Annotated in this window: 11 protein-coding genes; 2 read left to right on the top strand and 9 right to left on the bottom strand. The window is 72.0% G+C overall.

Annotated elements, in window-relative coordinates; all coding sequences use genetic code 11:
• Window positions 1-44: 44 nt before the first annotated feature.
• The 4 genes from ACFWHU_RS09125 to guaA form a co-directional block, all read right to left on the bottom strand.
• Window positions 45-563, bottom strand: coding sequence for a DoxX family protein (locus ACFWHU_RS09125; protein ID WP_387224487.1), 519 nt, complete (start codon window positions 561-563; stop codon window positions 45-47).
• A 129-nt stretch (window positions 564-692) separates the two neighbouring features.
• On the bottom strand, window positions 693-1,952 hold the full coding sequence (locus ACFWHU_RS09120) for a hypothetical protein (protein ID WP_385791761.1): 1,260 nt from the start codon (window positions 1,950-1,952) through the stop codon (window positions 693-695).
• A 98-nt stretch (window positions 1,953-2,050) separates the two neighbouring features.
• Window positions 2,051-2,812, bottom strand: a complete 762-nt coding sequence (locus ACFWHU_RS09115) for an SAM-dependent methyltransferase (RefSeq protein WP_385791481.1) — start codon at window positions 2,810-2,812, stop codon at window positions 2,051-2,053.
• Window positions 2,813-2,987: 175 nt separating this feature from the next.
• Window positions 2,988-4,568: a glutamine-hydrolyzing GMP synthase gene (gene guaA / locus ACFWHU_RS09110; protein ID WP_387224486.1), complete on the bottom strand. Its 1,581-nt coding sequence runs from the start codon at window positions 4,566-4,568 to the stop codon at window positions 2,988-2,990.
• A gap of 306 nt (window positions 4,569-4,874) precedes the next feature.
• On the opposite strand from guaA, the gene ACFWHU_RS09105 reads away from it, so the two are divergent.
• Window positions 4,875-5,156 (top strand): chorismate mutase, encoded by a 282-nt coding sequence (locus tag ACFWHU_RS09105; RefSeq protein ID WP_355180917.1) that lies wholly within the window; start codon window positions 4,875-4,877, stop codon window positions 5,154-5,156.
• Between the two features lie 656 nt (window positions 5,157-5,812).
• Window positions 5,813-6,934 (top strand): hypothetical protein, encoded by a 1,122-nt coding sequence (locus tag ACFWHU_RS09100; RefSeq protein ID WP_387224485.1) that lies wholly within the window; start codon window positions 5,813-5,815, stop codon window positions 6,932-6,934.
• Between the two features lie 123 nt (window positions 6,935-7,057).
• Here ACFWHU_RS09100 and ACFWHU_RS09095 read toward each other — a convergent pair whose 3' ends face one another.
• From ACFWHU_RS09095 to ACFWHU_RS09075, 5 genes are all read right to left on the bottom strand, one after another.
• The gene (locus ACFWHU_RS09095) at window positions 7,058-8,956 is read right to left on the bottom strand and encodes a GMC oxidoreductase (protein WP_387224484.1); all 1,899 of its coding nucleotides are present in this window, start codon (window positions 8,954-8,956) and stop codon (window positions 7,058-7,060) included.
• Window positions 8,957-8,974: 18 nt separating this feature from the next.
• Window positions 8,975-10,579 carry a succinic semialdehyde dehydrogenase gene (locus ACFWHU_RS09090; protein ID WP_385791489.1) on the bottom strand — a complete coding sequence of 535 codons (1,605 nt, stop codon included), beginning with the start codon at window positions 10,577-10,579 and terminating at the stop codon, window positions 8,975-8,977.
• A 145-nt stretch (window positions 10,580-10,724) separates the two neighbouring features.
• Window positions 10,725-12,449: a serine/threonine-protein kinase gene (locus ACFWHU_RS09085; protein WP_387224483.1), complete on the bottom strand. Its 1,725-nt coding sequence runs from the start codon at window positions 12,447-12,449 to the stop codon at window positions 10,725-10,727.
• A gap of 86 nt (window positions 12,450-12,535) precedes the next feature.
• Complete coding sequence (locus ACFWHU_RS09080) at window positions 12,536-14,278, bottom strand: protein kinase (RefSeq protein ID WP_387224482.1); 1,743 nt, start codon at window positions 14,276-14,278, stop codon at window positions 12,536-12,538.
• A gap of 226 nt (window positions 14,279-14,504) precedes the next feature.
• Window positions 14,505-17,753, bottom strand: coding sequence for a protein kinase (locus ACFWHU_RS09075; protein WP_387224481.1), 3,249 nt, complete (start codon window positions 17,751-17,753; stop codon window positions 14,505-14,507).
• Window positions 17,754-17,790: the final 37 nt, after the last annotated feature.

The following is a 17,790-nucleotide window of genomic DNA, read 5'->3' as shown; positions in this document are numbered from 1 at the left end:
ATCTGCGGCGGCCTGTGTCTGGCCTCGGCCGTGTCGTTGGTGGACTACCGCATTCGGCGCCGCCTGTCGGCCAGGGCCGCGTCCAGGGAGAGCACGGAGGCGCCGGCGAGCACGAGCGGCAGCCAGGCCATGAGGTAGGCGAGGTCGTTGCCGTAGTAGTACGGCTCCGTCTGCCAGCTCACGGTCAGCCACAGGCTCAGCGAGATCAGCGCGCCGCCGAACGCCGCGAGCCGGGCCAGCAGCCCGACGAGGGTGCCGAGGCCGACGGCCACTTCGCCGAGGCCGATGGCGTAGCCGAAGCCCTCGGGGTTCTTGATGGCGAGGTCGACGAGCGCGGGAACGGCCGAGCTGTCCCGCACGCTCCGCATCAGTTCGCCGACGGAGCCGGGCCCGGTCGCCGACATGAAGGCACTGTCGGTGAGTTTGTCGAGTCCGGCGTATATGAAGGTCACGCCGAGGAAGATCCGCAGCGGCACCAGGGCGTACCTCGTCGCCGTGTCCTTCCAGCCCTGCCGCTCACCGCCGATCGTCCCGAAGGTGTCTGTCCGGTATCCGTGCGCCATCGCGCGCCTGCCTTTCCGCTGCCCACGTCGCTCGCAGGGCTTGATTGTGCCCGCGTGCCTCGTACATGCATACGGATGGGACGGGGCTCGCGCTCAGCGGATACCTCCGGGCCCGGCAGGTCGGTCCGGTCAGTCCACGACGTCGATGGGCATCCGGTTCGTCTCGACGCCCGCCGCCGTCACGACCTGCACATCGAGGCGCCCGGGCTCGACGTCCACCGGCACGGGCACGGTGAGCACCGTGTCCGACGGGTTCCGGAAGCCGCCGGGGACCGGGATCAGCGGTACATGGACATGGACAGGGCCGATCCGTACGACCATCGCGCCCAGCCGGTCCGGCGTGCCCGCGCCGGGCGGCACGAAACCCGTCCCCCGGATCTCGATGTCGTCACCGGTGCGGATCGGCGCGTCCAGGTCCCCGGCCTCCCTGGCCCGTACGACCGACAGGACCACCGGGCGACCGCCCTCCGCCCACTTCGACGCGAAGTACGTCGCGGCCGAGACCGTGACCAGCAGGGCGAGCGCCCACGGCAGGTCGGGCAGTTGCTCGGGGCGGCGGGCCAGGCGTACGGCCGAGAAGAGCACGGCGACGGCCGTCACCAGCGTGTACTGGACGTCGGCGAAGCTTCCGCGCCCGGCGTCGTCGCAGAGCAGGTCGGCGAGGCGCGGACGCTCGGCCCGTACCTTCTGCAGACGCCGGTCCGCGACGCGTACGCCCACCACACGGCGTACGACGACGGCGATCGCGCACACCACGGCCAGCACGGTCAACATGCCCGCGCCACGGGCGAGTTCGAGCCCGGCGATCAGTTCGTCGCGGGCGTCGTGGTCGGACGCGCCGGCGAGTTGGAGCGCGAGCACCAGCACGGCGAAGACGAGCAGCAGCACCCACGCGGAGGCGACGGTGCGGGAGGTCGACAGCCGGTTGTCCTCGCCGATGACCGGGGCGAGGAGGCCGCCGCGCGTACGGTGCAGCCTGGCCGCGCCGGTCAGCAGTCCGGCCACCGCGAGGGCGGCGAGGAGCCCCGCCGTACGGGCGACGGTCCAGCCCGCGCCGATGGCGGTCCCGGCCAGCGCGAGCGCGAACACCGCTACGCCGCCCCACACCAGGATCAGCGTGTGCCGCCAGACGGCCAGCAGCCAGGCCTCGCCCGCCTCCCGGCTGCGGTCGGCGACGGCGCGCGCGGACTGGGTGAGTTCGTCGGACACCCACTGCCTGGACGCGCCCGGGGAGTGGGCGAGCGCGGCGGGCAGGCCGTGCCCGGCCGCGAACTCCTCCCTCTTGGCGAGGAAGGCGGCGACCGCCAGCCGATGCCCCTCAGGGGCCCCGACCGGGCAGTTCCCGCAGGTACAGCCCCCGCCGTGAGTGCCTTGTCCCACCACTTGCACCGCCACGCCGAATGCCGCCTTCCCCGCCCCGCACCCGTGGATCTTGTTGGGTGAACTTCCTTGCTGTGACTGGGAATTGTGCCGTATCCGGGAGGGTGTCAGACGCCGAGGACGAGATACGCGAAGCCGAGGTACCCCCGGTAGCCGCCGAGATAACCCTCCCGGTGCCGGGCGGCGGTGGCGCGGGCGTCCGCGTGCAGCGGATGGTCCGGGTTCTCCAGGGCCCAGCGCTCGCCCCAGCCGGCCCGGCCGCTGGACTCGAAGACGTCCCATTCACGCTGGTCGGCGACGGTCGTACGGAGCGGGGCGAAGCCGGCGTCGGCGGCGGCCCGGACCAGATCGTCCAGCGAGCCGACGAATTCGTCCTCCTCGGCGCCGAGTCCCTCGAGGGCGGCGGGGGTCGGCCTGACCGTCCAGAATCCATCGGCGAAGAGCACCCGCCCGCCGGGCTTGACGGCCGCGCGCAGGGCACGCAGCGCCTCACGGGTCGTGCCGGGCCAGGCGTGCACGGCCCCGATGCAGACGGCGAGGTCATAGCCGGTCTCCGGCCACACGTCGGCGGAGCTCTCGTGGAACGTCACCCGGCCGTCCAGCCCCCGCTCGCCGGCGAGCCGCCGTCCGCGCGCCACGGCGGCGGGGTCCTTCTCCACACCGTCCCCGGTGCTGCCGGGAGCCCCTTGCACCAGCCGCAGCAGCAACTCGCCCCATCCACACCCGAGATCGACCACCCGCCCACCGTCGGGCACCACGCAGGCGTCGATCAGCGAGCGGGCGTGCTCTTCGGAAAGAGGGGCGTTCCAGGTCAGGAGGGGGTTGTTGGGGGCGGCGAGGATGGCGTGGAGTTCGTCGTGGTCGGACATGGCCGCGACGTTCGCACACGTGGTCGGCGTGGTGCGAGTGAATTGCGCATACGACTGCGCGATCTCGGACAGCTCGTACACCTGGACGACCGGGTGTCGTCCTACCCAGGGCATATGCCAATGCCGCCACCCAAACGAATGAGTGACGGCATCGGCGTTGACCTGGGGGAGAAGGTCACTCCCACTCGATCGTGCCCGGCGGCTTGCTCGTCACGTCCAGGACCACGCGGTTCACGTCCGACACCTCGTTCGTGATGCGGGTGGAGATCTTCGCCAGTACGTCGTACGGCATCCGGGTCCAGTCCGCCGTCATCGCGTCCTCCGACGACACCGGGCGCAGCACGATCGGGTGGCCGTAGGTGCGGCCGTCGCCCTGGACGCCCACGGAGCGTACGTCCGCGAGCAGGACCACCGGGCACTGCCAGATGTCGCGGTCGAGGCCGGCCGCCGTCAGCTCCTCGCGGGCGATGGCGTCCGCCTCGCGCAGCAGGTCGAGCCGCTCGCGCGTGATGTCGCCGACGATACGGATACCGAGGCCCGGCCCCGGGAAGGGCTGGCGCTGGACGATCTCTTCCGGCAGGCCCAGCTCCTGGCCGACCATCCGGACCTCGTCCTTGAAGAGCTGGCGCAGCGGCTCGACAAGGGAGAACTCCAGGTCCTCGGGAAGCCCTCCCACGTTGTGGTGCGACTTGATGTTGGCGGTGCCGCTGCCGCCGCCGGACTCGACCACGTCCGGGTAGAGCGTGCCCTGGACGAGGAACTCGACCGGCTCGCCGGGCTCGGCCTCGGCGATGATCTCCGCCTGGGCCTGCTCGAAGACCCGGATGAACTCACGGCCGATGATCTTCCGCTTCTGCTCCGGGTCGGAGACCCCGGCCAGCGCGGCCAGGAAGCGCTCCTGCGCGTCGACGACCTTCAGCTGTACGCCGGTCGCGGCGACGAAGTCCTTCTCGACCTGCTCGGTCTCACCCTTGCGCATCAGACCGTGGTCGACGTAGACGCAGGTCAGCTGCGAGCCGATCGCCTTCTGTACGAGGGCGGCGGCGACGGCCGAGTCCACACCGCCGGAGAGACCGCAGATCGCCCGGCTGCCGCCGACCTGCTCGCGGATCGCGGCGACCTGCTCCTCGATGACGTTGCCCGTGGTCCACGTCGGCTCGATGCCGGCGCCCCGGTAGAGGAAGTGCTCGAGGACCTGCTGGCCGTGCGTGGAGTGCAGCACCTCGGGGTGGTGCTGGACGCCGTAGAGCTTCTTCTCGTCGTTCTCGAAGGCGGCGACCGGCACCACGTCGGTGGAGCCGGTGACGGTGAAGCCCTCCGGTGCCGCCGAGCAGGCGTCGCCGTGCGACATCCAGACCTGCTGCTCGGCCGGGGTGCCCTCGAAGAGCGTGGAGCCCGTCTTGGAGACGTGCAGCACGGTGCGGCCGTACTCCCGCGAGCCCGTGTTGTCGACCGTTCCGCCGAGCGTCGTCGCCATCAGCTGGAAGCCGTAGCACATGCCGAGGACCGGGACCCCGGCCTCGAAGAGCGCGCGGTCGACGGTCGGGGCGCCCTCCGCGTACACGGAGGACGGGCCGCCGGAGAGGATGATCGCCTTGGGGTTCTTGGCCAGCATCTCGGCCACCGACATCGTCGAGGGGACGATCTCGCTGTAGACCCGGGCCTCACGGACGCGGCGGGCGATGAGCTGGGCGTACTGCGCGCCGAAGTCGACGACGAGTACGGGGTCGGGGGCGGCGAGGGGTACTGCTGGCACGGGCGCGGCCTTCCGGCGGTGAAGGGGTTCTGTACACCGATTCTAACGGCGCCCGGAGACAGCTTTTCGTCTCAGCATCCGAACCCCGATCGGGACCGCCGGACCCCTCGGGCATACTGGCCGCCATGCGCGAGCACTCGACCTTCTTTACCTATGGCACCGGCCCGTCCGGCTGCCATGGTCGTTTCCGCTTGAGCTGACAAGCGACTTCCCAGGCGCCCCGGGCCGACAAGGCCGGGGCGTTCTGCGTTGTCCGGGCCGGAAGTTCGCCGCTCGGGGCCTCCCCTTCGTACAGAGGAGCCCTTCATGACCGTCACCGACCGCACCGGCGCCCGCACCGACGAGGCCGCCACCGTGATCGACGGCGCGCGCGAGCGCATCGACGCGCTCGACGACCGGATCATCGGTCTCGTGCAGGAACGGATGGCCGTCTCGGCCGTCATCCAGGACGCCCGCATCGCCTCCGGCGGACGCCGGGTCAATCTGTCCCGCGAGAACGAGATCCTGGGCCGCTTCAGGGACGCGCTCGGCACGCCGGGCACCTCGCTCGCGATGACGCTGCTGGAACTCTCGCGCGGCCGGATCTGAACGGGCCGGCCGTACGGACATGGGTTCGGGCGCATCCTCACCCGTACGGCGCGTGACCGGACCCGCCGGGCCTTCGTTGGTCCCGATGTCCGTGTCAGCCAGGGGCGGGCCCGAACAAACCACGCGTGGCTTCGCTGGGGCGTGTGACGTACCGCTGGTACGTCGTGGGACCTCGTCTCAGCGCGAGTGGCCGGTCGGCAGGGGACAGCATGCCCGGTCACCCCAAGAGCGGTCGGCACCGGGGACGCCCGGCGCCGACCGCATACGGATACGGATCCCCCCGTGTCCAACCGTTCGCCCGACCGCTCCTCCCGCTCACCCGTCCACCGTCCCGTACTCGCGACGCTCACCCCCCCGGCGTCGCGATCCGGCACCGCGCGCCGCCCTGACGCCACGGTGCCGGCGACAAGGGCCCCGCAGGCGCCCGTCCGACTCACCTCGGACCGGGCCCGCGGGGCCCTTGTCGCGCTCGCCACACACCACGACGCCATGGTGTGACGCGCGCCACATAAAGATTCCGTGAGGAAAAGGGCAACCATCTCCCCAGGTCACAGGTCCACCATGCGACACAACGGACTCCCCTGCCCCACGTCGGAGGGGCCCCTGGACTCCGCACCGCCGGTACGGCGGTGCGCCGGACTTCACTGAGGTCTCGCATGAAGCTTCGCCGCGCCATGGCCGTCGCAGCAGCGACCGCTGTCATGGCCCCTGCCGCCTTCCTGGCGGCGTCGGCCGCGTACGCGGCCGACGGTGACACCGGGACCACCGGGCCCACCCCGGCCACCGGGACGATTTCCGACGACGAGAACCCGCCGCCGCCCGGGGACGACGAGGTCGTACCGCCGCCCGGGGACGACGAGGTCGTACCGCCGCCCGGGGACGACGAGGTCGTACCGCCGCCCGGGGACGACACGGTCGAGCCCCCGCCGGTGGACGACGGCGTCGTACCGCCGCCGGTCGACGACGAGAACCCGCCGCCGCCCGTGGATCCGCCCAAGGACGACACGGTCGTACCCCCGCCCGTCGACGAGGTCGAAGATCCCGAGCCCGGCGACGACGAGGAGGAAGAGGGAGAGGGAGAGGAAGAGCCCACGCCTCCCGACGAGGAGTGCGCGGACGGCGACTTCAAGAGCACGCTCTCGGGGCTCCCCAGCAAGATCGTCGCCGGTTCGGGGTGGAAGGAGTTCAGCCTCAACCTCGACAACAAGAACGGCGACGACGTCGCGACGATCGTCCTCGGCGCCGTCGTGCTGTACAAGAAGGACGCCAACGACTCCTTCGAGTCCGAACTGACCTCGAAGTACGCGCAGTTCGAGTACTTCGACGGCAAGAAATGGGTCAACGACGACCTCTCCGACGGCGGCTCGTTCGCCGGCGTGCTGGACGTCGAAGCCGGCAAGACCTACTCGCTCAAACTCCGTATGAAGGTCTCCGCGAAGGCCCCGGCCGGCGCGGCCGTCGCCATCGCCTTCGCGGTCTCCGTCGACGACGACCTCAACTGCTACGTCGACGAGAAGTGGTACAGCTTCGAGATCCTGGCGGCGGACTCGGCGCCGGGCACCGTCCCGCCGGCCGAGCCCGAGGACGGCAAGAGCCCCGCGGACATCAAGCCGCAGGGCGGCGCCAAGGCGCTGCCGGCCGCCGCGAACGGCAGCCTCGCCGAGACCGGTTCCAACTCCGTGCTGCCGGCCGTCGGCATGGCGGCCGCACTGGCCGTCGCCGTGGGCGGTGGCCTGGTGTTCGCGCTCCGTCGCCGCGAGGGTGACGCCGTCGCGTAACACGCCTCGGCGGAGCGGGACCGCAAGACCGGAGGCGCTGCACTCGGAGGGGGGTGCAGCGCCTCCTTGCTGTCCGGGAGCTGCCCGGGACCGGGTCCGGGAGCTGCCCGGGAAAGCCGGCCGCTACGGCTTCTTCTTCGGCGGAACCGCCGGCATCCCGAGGAACGGCAGCTTCAGCGCCCCGAAGGCCGACGCCGGGACCGCAGGGGACTTCGGTGCGACAGCGTCCAGCCGTACGTACGCCGTCCCGGCCGACTGCTCCGGACGCGGGTCCTCCTCACCCTTGTTGGGCCAGAAGGACATCGCGCGCTCGGCCTGCGCGGTGATGGTGAGCGACGGATTGACGCCGAGGTTGGCCGAGACGGCCGAGCCGTCGACGACCGAGATGCCCGGGTGGCCGTAGAGCCGGTGGTACGGGTCGATGACACCGCGCTCCGCGTCGGCGCCGATGGGGCAGCCGCCGAGGAAGTGCGCGGTGAGCGGAGTGCCCATCAGCTCACCGACGTTCGAGCCGGCGAAGCCGTTGATCTCCTCGGCGAGCAGGGTCGCCGTCCGCGTGCCCTCCGCTATCTGCTTGGGGTTGGGCGCGCCATGCCCCTGACGTGCCGTCAGCAGCCCCTTCCCGACGCCACCCCGCTTGCGGTACGTCGTCAGGGAGTTGTCGACCGACTGCATGACCAGACCGATGATGGTCCGCTCCGACCAGTGCCGGTTGGAGAGCGAACGGGCAGCCAGCACAGGGTGTTTGACCATGCCCCCGAGCCAGCCCGCGATCCGGCGCCCGTTCTCGCTGTAGGGGACCTGGAGGATCGACAGCGAGCCCATCGCGTTGGAGCCCTTGCCGTAACGCACCGGCTCCACATGAGTGTTGGCGTCGGGGTGGAAAGAGGAGGTGATGGCGACACCTCGGGTGAAGTCCGCCCTGCTCCGCCCTTCGAGTCCGGCTCCGTGCTTCTTCCGGTAGCGCCGGTCGGTGGTCTGTGCGCCCACCAGGGCCTCGGAGTTGGTACGGGTCAGCTCACCGAGCCGGTCGGAGAGCCGGGGCAGCCGGCCCAGGTCCTTCATCGTGTGCAGCAGTGTCTGCGTCCCGTACGTCCCCGCCGCGACGACGACATGACGGGCCTTCAGCACCCGTGGCGCCGACTTGCGCCGGTGGGTGGGGACGGTCGCGACGCGATGGCCACCGTCCGGGTCCTCGGTGATGTCGACGACGGTCGTCATGGGGCGGATCGCCGCGCCGGCCTGTTCGGCGAGGTACAGATAGTTCTCGTTGAGGGTGTTCTTGGCGCCGTGACGGCAGCCGGTCATGCACTCGCCGCACTGGGCGCACGCTCTGCGGGAGGGGCCCGCGCCGCCGAAGTACGGGTCGCCGACGGACGCGCCCGGCTCGGCCACCGCCGTACCGTCGGCGTCCTGGCCGTCGCCGAAGAAGACGCCGACCGGTGCCAGATGGAAGGTGTCGCCGACGCCCATCGCCTGCGCGGTCGCCTTGAGATGGACGTCCGACGGCGTCATGGTCGGATTGAGCCTGACGCCGAGCATGCGCCGCGCCTGGTCGTAGTACGGGGCGAGTTCGGCCTGCCAGTCGGTGATGCCGGCCCACTGCCTGTCCTCGAAGAACGGCTTCGGGGGCACGTACAGCGTGTTCGCGTAGTTGAGCGAGCCGCCGCCGACACCGGCTCCCGCGAGGACCATGACGTTGCCCAGCAGATGGACCCGCTGGATACCGAAGAGACCGAGGGCCGGGGCCCACAGATAGTTCTTGATGTCCCAGGAGTTCTTGGGGAGGGTGCCCGGTGTGAAGCGGCGGCCGGCTTCGAGTACACCGACGCGGTACCCCTTCTCGGTCAGCCGCAGCGCCGAGACCGCGCCGCCGAAGCCCGACCCGACGACGATGACGTCGTAGTCGTAACCCTGGTCAGCGCCGTGGTCAGGACCGTGGTCGTGGCCGTTGTCGTGGTCGAAATCGTCGCCGCCGGCGCCGTCCTCGCCCCGGTCTTCGGCATGGGTGTCCCGTGACATCGGCTCTCCTTCGTCGGATCAGCGCAGCCGGAAGGCCTTGAGCGCGCGCAGGCTCCTGGTCATGAACGCCGCGTACTTCTCGTCGTCCATGCCCATCGACGGAGCCATCGGCAGCACGCGCTGCTGCGCGACGGTCTGTACCTCGGTGTATTTGAGAATGCCCTCGGAGCCGTGTCTGCGGCCGAGGCCGGACTCCTTCATGCCGCCCATCGGCGCCCGGACGCTGCCGTACGCCGGGGCGTATCCCTCGTTGATGTTGACTGTGCCGGTACGCAGCCGGGCGGCGATCGCGTGCCCGCGTCGGCCGTCGCGCGTCCAGACGCTCGAATTGAGGCCGTACGGCGTGGAGTTGGCCAGCTCGACGGCCTCGTCCTCGTCGCCGAACCGGTAGACGGAGACGAGCGGCCCGAAGGTCTCCTCCGTGCAGACCGACATCGGCGCCTCGACGCCCTCCAGGATGGTGGGCTCGTAGAAGTACGGTCCGATGTCGGGCCGCGCCACGCCGCCCGCGAGGACCGTGGCGCCCTTGGCGACGGCCTCCTCGACATGGCTGGTCACGGTCCTGAGCTGGCGTTCGCTGACGAGCGAGCCCATGTCCGCGCCGTACGCGAGCGCGCTGCCCAGCCGCATCGCCTTCGTACGGGCGACGAATCGCTCGACGAACGCGTCGGCGACCGACTCGTGGACGTACAACCGCTCGATGGAGATGCAGAGTTGGCCGGCGGTGGAGAAACAGGCGCGCACCGCGCCGGCCGCGGCCTTCTCGATGTCGGCGTCGTGCAGGACCAACATGGCGTTCTTACCGCCGAGTTCGAGGGAGGCGCCGACCAGCCGGCTCGCCGCGCGCTGCGCGACCTCGCGGCCGGTGCGCGTGGAGCCGGTGAAGGAGACGTAGTCGCCGCGTTCGACGACCTCGGGCCCGATGACGGGCCCCTCGCCGAGGACGACCTGGAAGACCCCGGCCGGCAGTCCGGCCTCGACCAGCAGATCACGCGCCCACAGCGCGGTGAGCGCCGTCTCGGTGTCGGGCTTCATCACCACGGCGTTGCCCGCGACGAAGGCGGGCAGGGCGTCGCCGACGGAGAGCTCCAGCGGGTAGTTCCAGGGGGCGATCTGTCCGACGACACCGCGCGGCTGGCGCTGCTCGGTGACCTTGGTCAGCAGGGGTACGGCGCCGGTGTGCCGCCGCGGCCTCAGATACGAGGCGGCCTTGCGCCCGTAGTGGCGCGCGGCGACGGCGACGGCCTGGACCTCCTCGTGCGCGTGCAGCCTCGCCTTGCCGGTTTCCAGCTGGACGAGGTCGAGCACCTCGGCCTGGCGCTCCAGCAGCAGGTCGTGGAAGCGGAGCAGGACGGCGGCCCGCCGCCGTACGGAGGTCGCCGCCCACACGGGCTGTGCGGCGCGGGCGCGCGCGAACGCCTCGGCGACGTCCTCGGGAGTGGACTCGGGCAGGTCCGCGAGCTTCTCGCCGGTGGACGGGGTGTGGTTCGCGGTGAGCCCGGAACCCACGACGCCCCTGACGAGCTGGGCGAGCACTTCGGGAGTGACCACGTCGGCGGCGGTGCGCACGCCCGCGGGCACCGGAGCCACGGGATTGGTCGTGGGGGCCTGTGAGTCCGTCATGAGGGCGAGGGTATGCCGCCTCCGGGACTTTGGGTACCCGCGGGTAACACCTTTTCGCGGGGCTCCCGCCGACCGGCCGCCTCTCGCCCGCCGACGGGCCCCGAACGCGCCAGTGATCACTGGCGCATAAGCCCTGATCAGGTGCTCAGGGCAGGAACTTGCTCTCGATCTCCAGATGCTCGACCACGTTCGAGAAGAGTTCCTCGCCGTCCGTCACGGCGTCCCCCTCGGCCGGCATCGCCACCCGCAGCCGCCAGTGCACCTCGTCGGTGCCCGGGACGATCAGCTCGTGGTAGCGGTAGCGGATCGGGTCCTCGGAGGAGTCCGAGTACGGCACGAAGTCGACGATGTTGTCGAAAGCCTTGTCCGAGCCCGGGAACGACGATTTCCCGCTCTTGTACTCCGCTTCCTTGATCTCCGTACCGTTGTCCCCGCCGTCCTCGTAGTACTTCTCCCAGACCGTCTTCTCGGCCGACAGGATCTCGTTGTCCGGCTTCTTCTGGACCTGGTCCATGGAGACGGTGAAGACGCCGCTCGGATCCCGGAAGGTGACGCGGCTGTCCTCGGTCAGGCTCTCCTGGGAGCGCCGGTAGTCCTCCGGGACGGCGATCTTGGCGTCGAGGATCTCCACCTCGGAGCGGACCTCCCAGCCCTCCGGCAGCTCGTCGCCCGCGAACGGGTCGAAAAGGATCAGCCCCACCACGAGGGCCACCGCGAGCACGCCGGCGCCGAGCCCGTACTGCGCAGGGCGGTTGCGGTGCAGGACCGGCGGTACCCACTTGCTGCCGGCCGCGCCGCCGCCACCGGTGCCGGCGCTCCGGTAGAGCCTCGTCGCCTCCGGGGAGAGCTGCGGCGGACGCGCCACCGACTCCAGCACCGCCCGCACCTCGGCGGCGGTGGGACGCGCCGCCGGGTCCTTCCGCAGGAGCTGCATCACGATCGTGCCGAAGGCACCCGACCCGCGGGCCGGCATCTGCGGCTCGGCGGACAGCACGGCCTGGAGCGTCGCGGGGATGTTCGAGCGGCGGTACGGGGACATCCCCTCGACCGCCGCGTACAGCACGACGCCCAGCGACCACAGGTCCGACTCGGGCCCGGGGCGCTGGCCGAGCACCCGCTCGGGCGAGATGAACTCCGGTGAGCCGACGAACGCCCCGGTCTCGGTGAGTCCCTGCTGGCCCTCGACCTGGGCGATGCCGAAGTCGCTCAGTACGACGCGGTCGGCGCGCCCGAGCAAAACGTTGTCCGGCTTCACGTCGCGGTGCAGCACACCCGCCTCGTGGGCGGCGTTGAGCGCGTTGAGTACGTCGAGCCCGATCCTGGCGGCCTCGCGGGGGTCGAGCGTGCCCTCCTGGAGACGGTCGGCGAGCGACTGGCCGCGTACCAGCTCCATGACGATCCACGGCTTGTCGTCCTCGACGACCACGTCGTGCATGGTGACGACCGAGGGGTGGTCGATCCTGGCCGCCGAGCTGGCCTCGCGCCGCATCCGCCGGTGCACGTTGTCGCGCTCCTGGGCACCGAGATGATCGGGAACGCGCGGCTCCTTGACCGCGACGTCGCGGTCCACGATCTCGTCGTGCGCCAGCCAGACCGTTCCCATGCCGCCGTGCCCGAGCCGCGAGACGAGCCGGTAGCGACCGCCCAGCAGACGGCCCACCGACGGGTCGGGCTCGGCGGGGGTGTGCCGGTTCGACTGCGTCGGCTGGTACGGGGAACCGTGGGGGACCTGGGGCGGCACCTGCGGCGGCTGCGACTGCCCGTGGTGCGGCTGGTACGGCTGCGACTGCGGCGGCTGCTGTTGCGGCGGCTGCGGCGGGCGAAGTCCGTAGCTGGTGGGCTCGTTCGCCCGTCCCCCATCGTTCGTCATGACCACATCTTTACGGAAAGCGCGTCGCGATAGCCACCGGGGGGCGACAGCGGGTGCAGAGCCGTGACATCGGCTCCGGCTCCCGCTCAGCCGCCCGCGCCGCCGGCCTGCCAGCCGCCCAGCATGATGTCGAACTGTGCCCGGGACCAGTCCCGGGCGGGACCCGACATGTAGAGCGCGTACTCGGTCGAGCCGTCGGCCGAGAAGAACATCTGGTCGATCGCGCGGCGCTCGCCGACGTACACCTCCTTCTCGTCCTTCACGGTCCAGGTGAACTCCCACAGCGCGGCCTTCGTCTGGCCCCGGAAGGTGTTGGGACCCAGCCTGATCCGCTGGTACTCGGGCAGGCCGTCGACGTTCTTCTCCATGTCCTTCATGTGGTGGAACGGATCCTGGAAGTCCGGTGAGGTGTCCACGGCGATACGCAGGAAGTGGACGCCGTCGTCGGGGGTGTAGTCGATCTGGTCGCCGTTCACCTGCCGCTCCCAGCCCTCGGGGACGAGGAGGCTGAAGCCCGCGGGATCGTCGACCCGCTTCCACCCGTCGGGGACTGAGGCGGAGTCGGTCCCGGTCGGATCGCCGTCACCGTCACCGTCGTCGGCGGAGCCGCCGTTCGCGTTCTCGTCCTTGCCGTCGTCCGAGGACGAGCCGCTCGGGTCCGGGTTCGCGCCGGCGCTCGTGCCGGGATCGTCGTTGTCGTTCGCGTGCTGGAGCGCGTAGTAGCCCACACCACCGCCTATCAGCGCGGCGACGACGACCGCCACGAGCACCGCTCTCCAACGGCCCTTCCCGGCGGGCGGGTCGGTGGTCAGCGGCCCGGTCACCAGCTGGTAGGCGTTCGGCGGTGTGTGCCCGTACGGCGCGGGGTACGGCGCCGGGGCCTGCTGGTGCGGCGGGTGCTGGGCCCCCGGAGGCGGTGTGTGGGACGGGGACCGCACGGGGCCCGCGGCCTGCCGCCGCTCCGCCTCCGTCACCGGCGACGTCGGCGCCTCGGGCTCCCGCCCGCCCAGCACGTCCCGCAGCATCCGCTCGGTCTCGGCGGCGTCCGGGCGGGCCTCGGGATCCTTGTGGAGCAGCGCGGCGATCACCGGGGTGAGCAGCCCGGCGCGTACGGGAGCCGGCGGGTCGTCGGTGACCACGGCCTGCATGGTGGCCACCGCGGACGTACGGCGGAACGGGGACGTGCCCTCCACCGCCGTGTGCAGCGTCGCGCCCAGCGCCCACAGGTCGGAGGCCGGTCCGGGATCGTGGCCGCGCACCCGCTCGGGCGCGAGGTAGTCGATGGAGCCGACGATCTCACCGGTCCGGGTGATGGCCGAGTCGCCCTCGATGGCGGCGATCCCGAAGTCGGTGAGCAGTACCCGGCCGTCCCGCGCGAGCAGGACGTTGCCGGGCTTCACGTCGCGGTGCAGGACCCCGGCCGCGTGCGCCGCGCGCAGCGCGTCGAGCACCTGGAGGCCGATCCGGGCCGCTTCCTTCACCACGACGGGGCCGGAGGCGACCGCGTCGGCGAGCGAGGGGCCGTCCACGTACTGCATGACGATCCAGGGCCGGCCGCCGTGGTCGAGCACGTCATGGACCGTCACGACGGCGGGGTGGCTGATCCGGGCCGCGGCCCTGGCCTCTTTCTGGGTGCGGGCGTGCAACACGGCGCGGTCGGCGGCGGTGACGTACAGCGCGGCGGTCAACTCCTTGATCGCCACGGTCCTGTTAAGCAACTCGTCGTCGGCCCGCCACACCTGGCCCATGCCGCCGCTGCCGATGGCCTCGGCCAGCTTGTAGCGCCCGGCGAGCACCAGTCCCTCGCGTGTTTCCACAGACTCTTCCACGTGCCCCCGCCTGTTCCTCGGAATCACAGGTTACGGAGCGGACGCGCGTACACGGAACCTGGGCTCGCGCCTGAAACCGCACCGTGACACAGACGAGGGAACGCGCGGGCGGTTGGGAACAGGGCGTACTCGGCCGGTCGCCCTGTGGCCCTGTCGGACCGTCAGGCGGTCGCCCCCGTCGATCTTTCGGCCGCTCGGGCTTACGGCCGCTCGGGCTTTCGTCCCGTCAGCCGGTGATCCGGTAGGAGCCGATGGCCTGTTGGTAGATCTCGGAGACCTTGTCCCGCTCGTCCTCCGGGCCGATGACCTGGATGATGTGGTAGCTGCCCTTGACGATCATGGCGAGATTCCGCACGTAGACCTCCTGGCCGCTGCTGTTCTGCCAGGTGAACTGCCCTTCGGCCATGGGCTGTTGGCCGACGTCGATCCGGCGCAGACCCGAGGACGTGGCCCAGGAGGAGTCCCGGAAGGGCTGCAACTCCCGCTCCTTCTCCCGCTGGTAGGCAAGCGGGTCGTCGCCGTTGTCGGCCACGGTGTCCCGGCCCGGCACCACGATGAGCGTGAAGTCGCCCCGTCCGTAACGGACTTGCCCGCTGTCGTTGATCGGGCGGCGCTGCCAGCTCTTGTCCACGCCGATGTCGAACCCCTCGGTGTCCTTGCGCAGGACATAACCGTCAGCGAGGTCCGCCGGCGGCCCGGAGGTCTGCGGCGTCGAGGAGTTGGGGTCCGCCGGCTTGTCGCCGCCGTTGTCCGGGGTCGTGTCGGGGTTCTGCGGTTTCGGCGTACCCGGCGCGCTCGGATTCGACCCGGCGCCGCTCCGCGAATCCTCCTCGCCGGCCTTCGGCAGGAACATCACGGCGAAGGCGATGGCCGCGACCATCAGCGCGAGAATCACGACGAGCAGGACGCGTCCGAGCGAGCGCGGGCCGCGTGAACCGCCGCCGCCCGGCCTCTCGCGCGGCTCGCGGTACTCCCTGTCGCCGAAGTCGTCGTCGCGGTGGTCCCGTTCGTCGTAGGCGCGCTCCGTGTGCTCGCGGCGCGGTTCGACGTACGTCTCGCCGTGCGAGGCGCGCGCGACACCGCGCTGTTCGGAGGACCTGCCGCCCTTCTCCTTGCGCTCCTTGACCTTCTTGTGGCGGTGCCGGCCGGCGTCGCCGCCACGGCCGCGGCCACGGCGCTTGCGGACCAGCTCGCCCCTGCGGCGCACGATGGGCAGCCGCTCGTCCACGGAGGGCACGGCGACCACGTCGAGACCGGCGTCGGGCTCGGGGGCCGAGCGCACCAGCGAACGCAGCCAGCCGCGCAGCTCCTCGAAGTCCGGCCGCTCCGTGGGGTCCTGACGGAGCAGCGACTCCACGACGGGGCGCAGCGGACCGCACTCCTCGGCGAACGCGGGCGGCTCGGCGCAGACGAGCTGGACCAGCTCGGCCGCGCTCTCCTCGGGATACGGGGCGTGGCCCTGGACGGCGCGGTAGAGCAGCGCGCCCAGTGCCCACAGGTCGGTGGACGGGCCGATGGGCGGGGCGAGTTGCCAGTTCTCGTGGACAGGGCCGGCCTGCTCGGGTGCCCATCGCTCGGTGACGGCGCCGACGACGGCTATCCGTGCCTGGCGGGCGCGTTCGGCGGCGAGCGGGGTCGCGGGGCCTCGGTAGGCGGGGGTCGTGCCGCCCGCGACGACCTCGTCCCAGCGGCCTGCCGGTACGGCGGGTCCGGGGACGGCGGGCAGGTTCGAGGACTGCCTCCGGGCGTCGGCGCGCATGGCGTCGCTGGTGCCCGAGCCGTGCCAACCGCCGCCACCGCCCGTTCCGCCGGTGCCGCCGGTGCCACCGCCCGCGTTCTCCTGGCGGAGGTACGGGGAGGAGCCGCCGGCCGGGGGCAGCGCGGGGACGTCGCGGCTGCCCGGCGCCTGGCGGTACGGGTCACCGCCGCCCGCGGACAGCGGGGGTGAGCCGTCGCCGGCGCCGGTGGGGCCGTCGTGCCAGGTGCCTGCCAGTTGGACGCGGCGGGGCGGCTGCGGGTCGTCGTCGTCCGCGTCGTCGTCCGCGTCGATGCCGGCCGGGCCGTCGTACGTCCGGCGGCCCGACGGGTCGATCTCGCGGGGCGGCATCGCCCACCAGTCGGGGTCGCGGTCCTCGCCCTGCGAAGGTCCGGCGGCACCGGCCGAAGGGCCGCCCGGCGGGTTGTCCTGGGCACCGCTCCGGCCGGGGGCCGAGGGGTCCGACAGATGCACGGGGCGCTGGACGGGCAGGGTGCCGGTGTCGCGCTGCTGGTCCTCGGTGACGCGGGCGGCGGCGCGCGCTCCGGCGCGGTAGGCGGCGATGGCTCCGGCGCGGGCGGCGCGGGTGTCCGCCGGGCCGCCGCGGGAGGGGTTGGCCGGCAGGGCGGGCTGTCCGGTGTACGGGACGACGGGGGCCGGTCCCGTACCGCCGTCATACGTCTCCGGGCCGTCCTGGCCGCCTTCGGCGCCTGTGCCCGTGTTGCCGTCCGCGCCCGTGTCCGTGCCACCGGTGTCCGGGCCGCTGCCCACGACGGGCCGTCCGAACGCGTCGGTGCCGTAGGGGACTTCGCCGTACGAGCGGTCACCGTACGACCCGTCGCCGTACGGTCCGTCGGCCGAGCGGGCCGTCTCCAGCGCGGCACGGCCCGGCGACCCGGGCCCCACCGGCACGCCCAGCGCGCCGGTGCCCGGCGGCAGCGCCTCGGAGGTGCCCGTACGGCCGCTCGGGATGCCGACGACGCCCGGACCCGCGCCCGGCAGGCCCGCCGTCTCGACACCGCCCGTGCCCGGTCCCAGGTCGGGGCCCGGCGTCTGTCCGGCGCCCGGCACGGGGCCCGGAATCTCACCGGCGGGTCGGTAGCCGGCTTCGAAACCGCCCTCCCCCGAGGACGGCGGTACCGGCATGTAGCCGCAGAGCGCTTCCTCGGCGGCGCCCGCCGCGAGGCCGGTGAGCACCACGCGCCCGTCGTCGCAGACGAGCACCGTGCGGATGGTGATGTTCCGGTGGGTCCAGCCGTGGGCGTGCAGCACCCGTACGGCGGTGAGCACGTCCGAGGCGATCTCGGCCGCGCGGTAGGGGTTGAGCGGCTTCTCCGCGAGCAGGGCCGCCAGCGGCCTGGCCGCGACCAGTTCACTCACTATCCACAGCGACCCGCCCTCGGCGAACACGTCGAAGACCTGGTCGAGCCGCGGGTGGTCGGGGATCTGGGCGGCGCTCTGCGCGGCGTCGATGGCACGCCGGACCGCCGGGTCCGTGGGCCTGCGTGTCGTACGGCCCGAGACCCGCCGCGTGGCCGGGGCACCGTCCGGGTCGACCATCTCGGCGTCCACGACCTCGGGCAACGGCACTTGCCTGACGAGGACTTCCTGCCCGCTGTACGTGTCGAACGCACGCGTCTCGACGAGGTCGAACTCGTCGGACGGAGGCAGGGGCAGGCGGTAGCGGTCGGCAAGCACCCGTCCCGCGTAGTCGTCCACGACGCCTCCCACCAAGCGCGCTGTCCCTGGATCCCCG

It is taken from the genome of Streptomyces sp. NPDC060366 (assembly GCF_042725135.1).
Taxonomy (GTDB): Bacteria; Actinomycetota; Actinomycetes; order Streptomycetales; family Streptomycetaceae; genus Streptomyces.
Note: the sequence above shows the minus strand (reverse complement) of the source record. Positions and strands in the feature narration are given on the sequence as shown.

Coding starts and splice junctions, on each gene's coding strand:
- ACFWHU_RS09095 (WP_387224484.1), bottom strand. CDS start 8,956: ATGTCACGGGACACCCATGCCGAAGACCGGGGCGAGGACGGCGCCGGC.
- ACFWHU_RS09090 (WP_385791489.1), bottom strand. CDS start 10,579: ATGACGGACTCACAGGCCCCCACGACCAATCCCGTGGCTCCGGTGCCC.
- ACFWHU_RS09085 (WP_387224483.1), bottom strand. CDS start 12,449: ATGACGAACGATGGGGGACGGGCGAACGAGCCCACCAGCTACGGACTT.
- ACFWHU_RS09125 (WP_387224487.1), bottom strand. CDS start 563: ATGGCGCACGGATACCGGACAGACACCTTCGGGACGATCGGCGGTGAG.
- ACFWHU_RS09100 (WP_387224485.1), top strand. CDS start 5,813: ATGAAGCTTCGCCGCGCCATGGCCGTCGCAGCAGCGACCGCTGTCATG.
- ACFWHU_RS09105 (WP_355180917.1), top strand. CDS start 4,875: ATGACCGTCACCGACCGCACCGGCGCCCGCACCGACGAGGCCGCCACC.
- ACFWHU_RS09115 (WP_385791481.1), bottom strand. CDS start 2,812: ATGTCCGACCACGACGAACTCCACGCCATCCTCGCCGCCCCCAACAAC.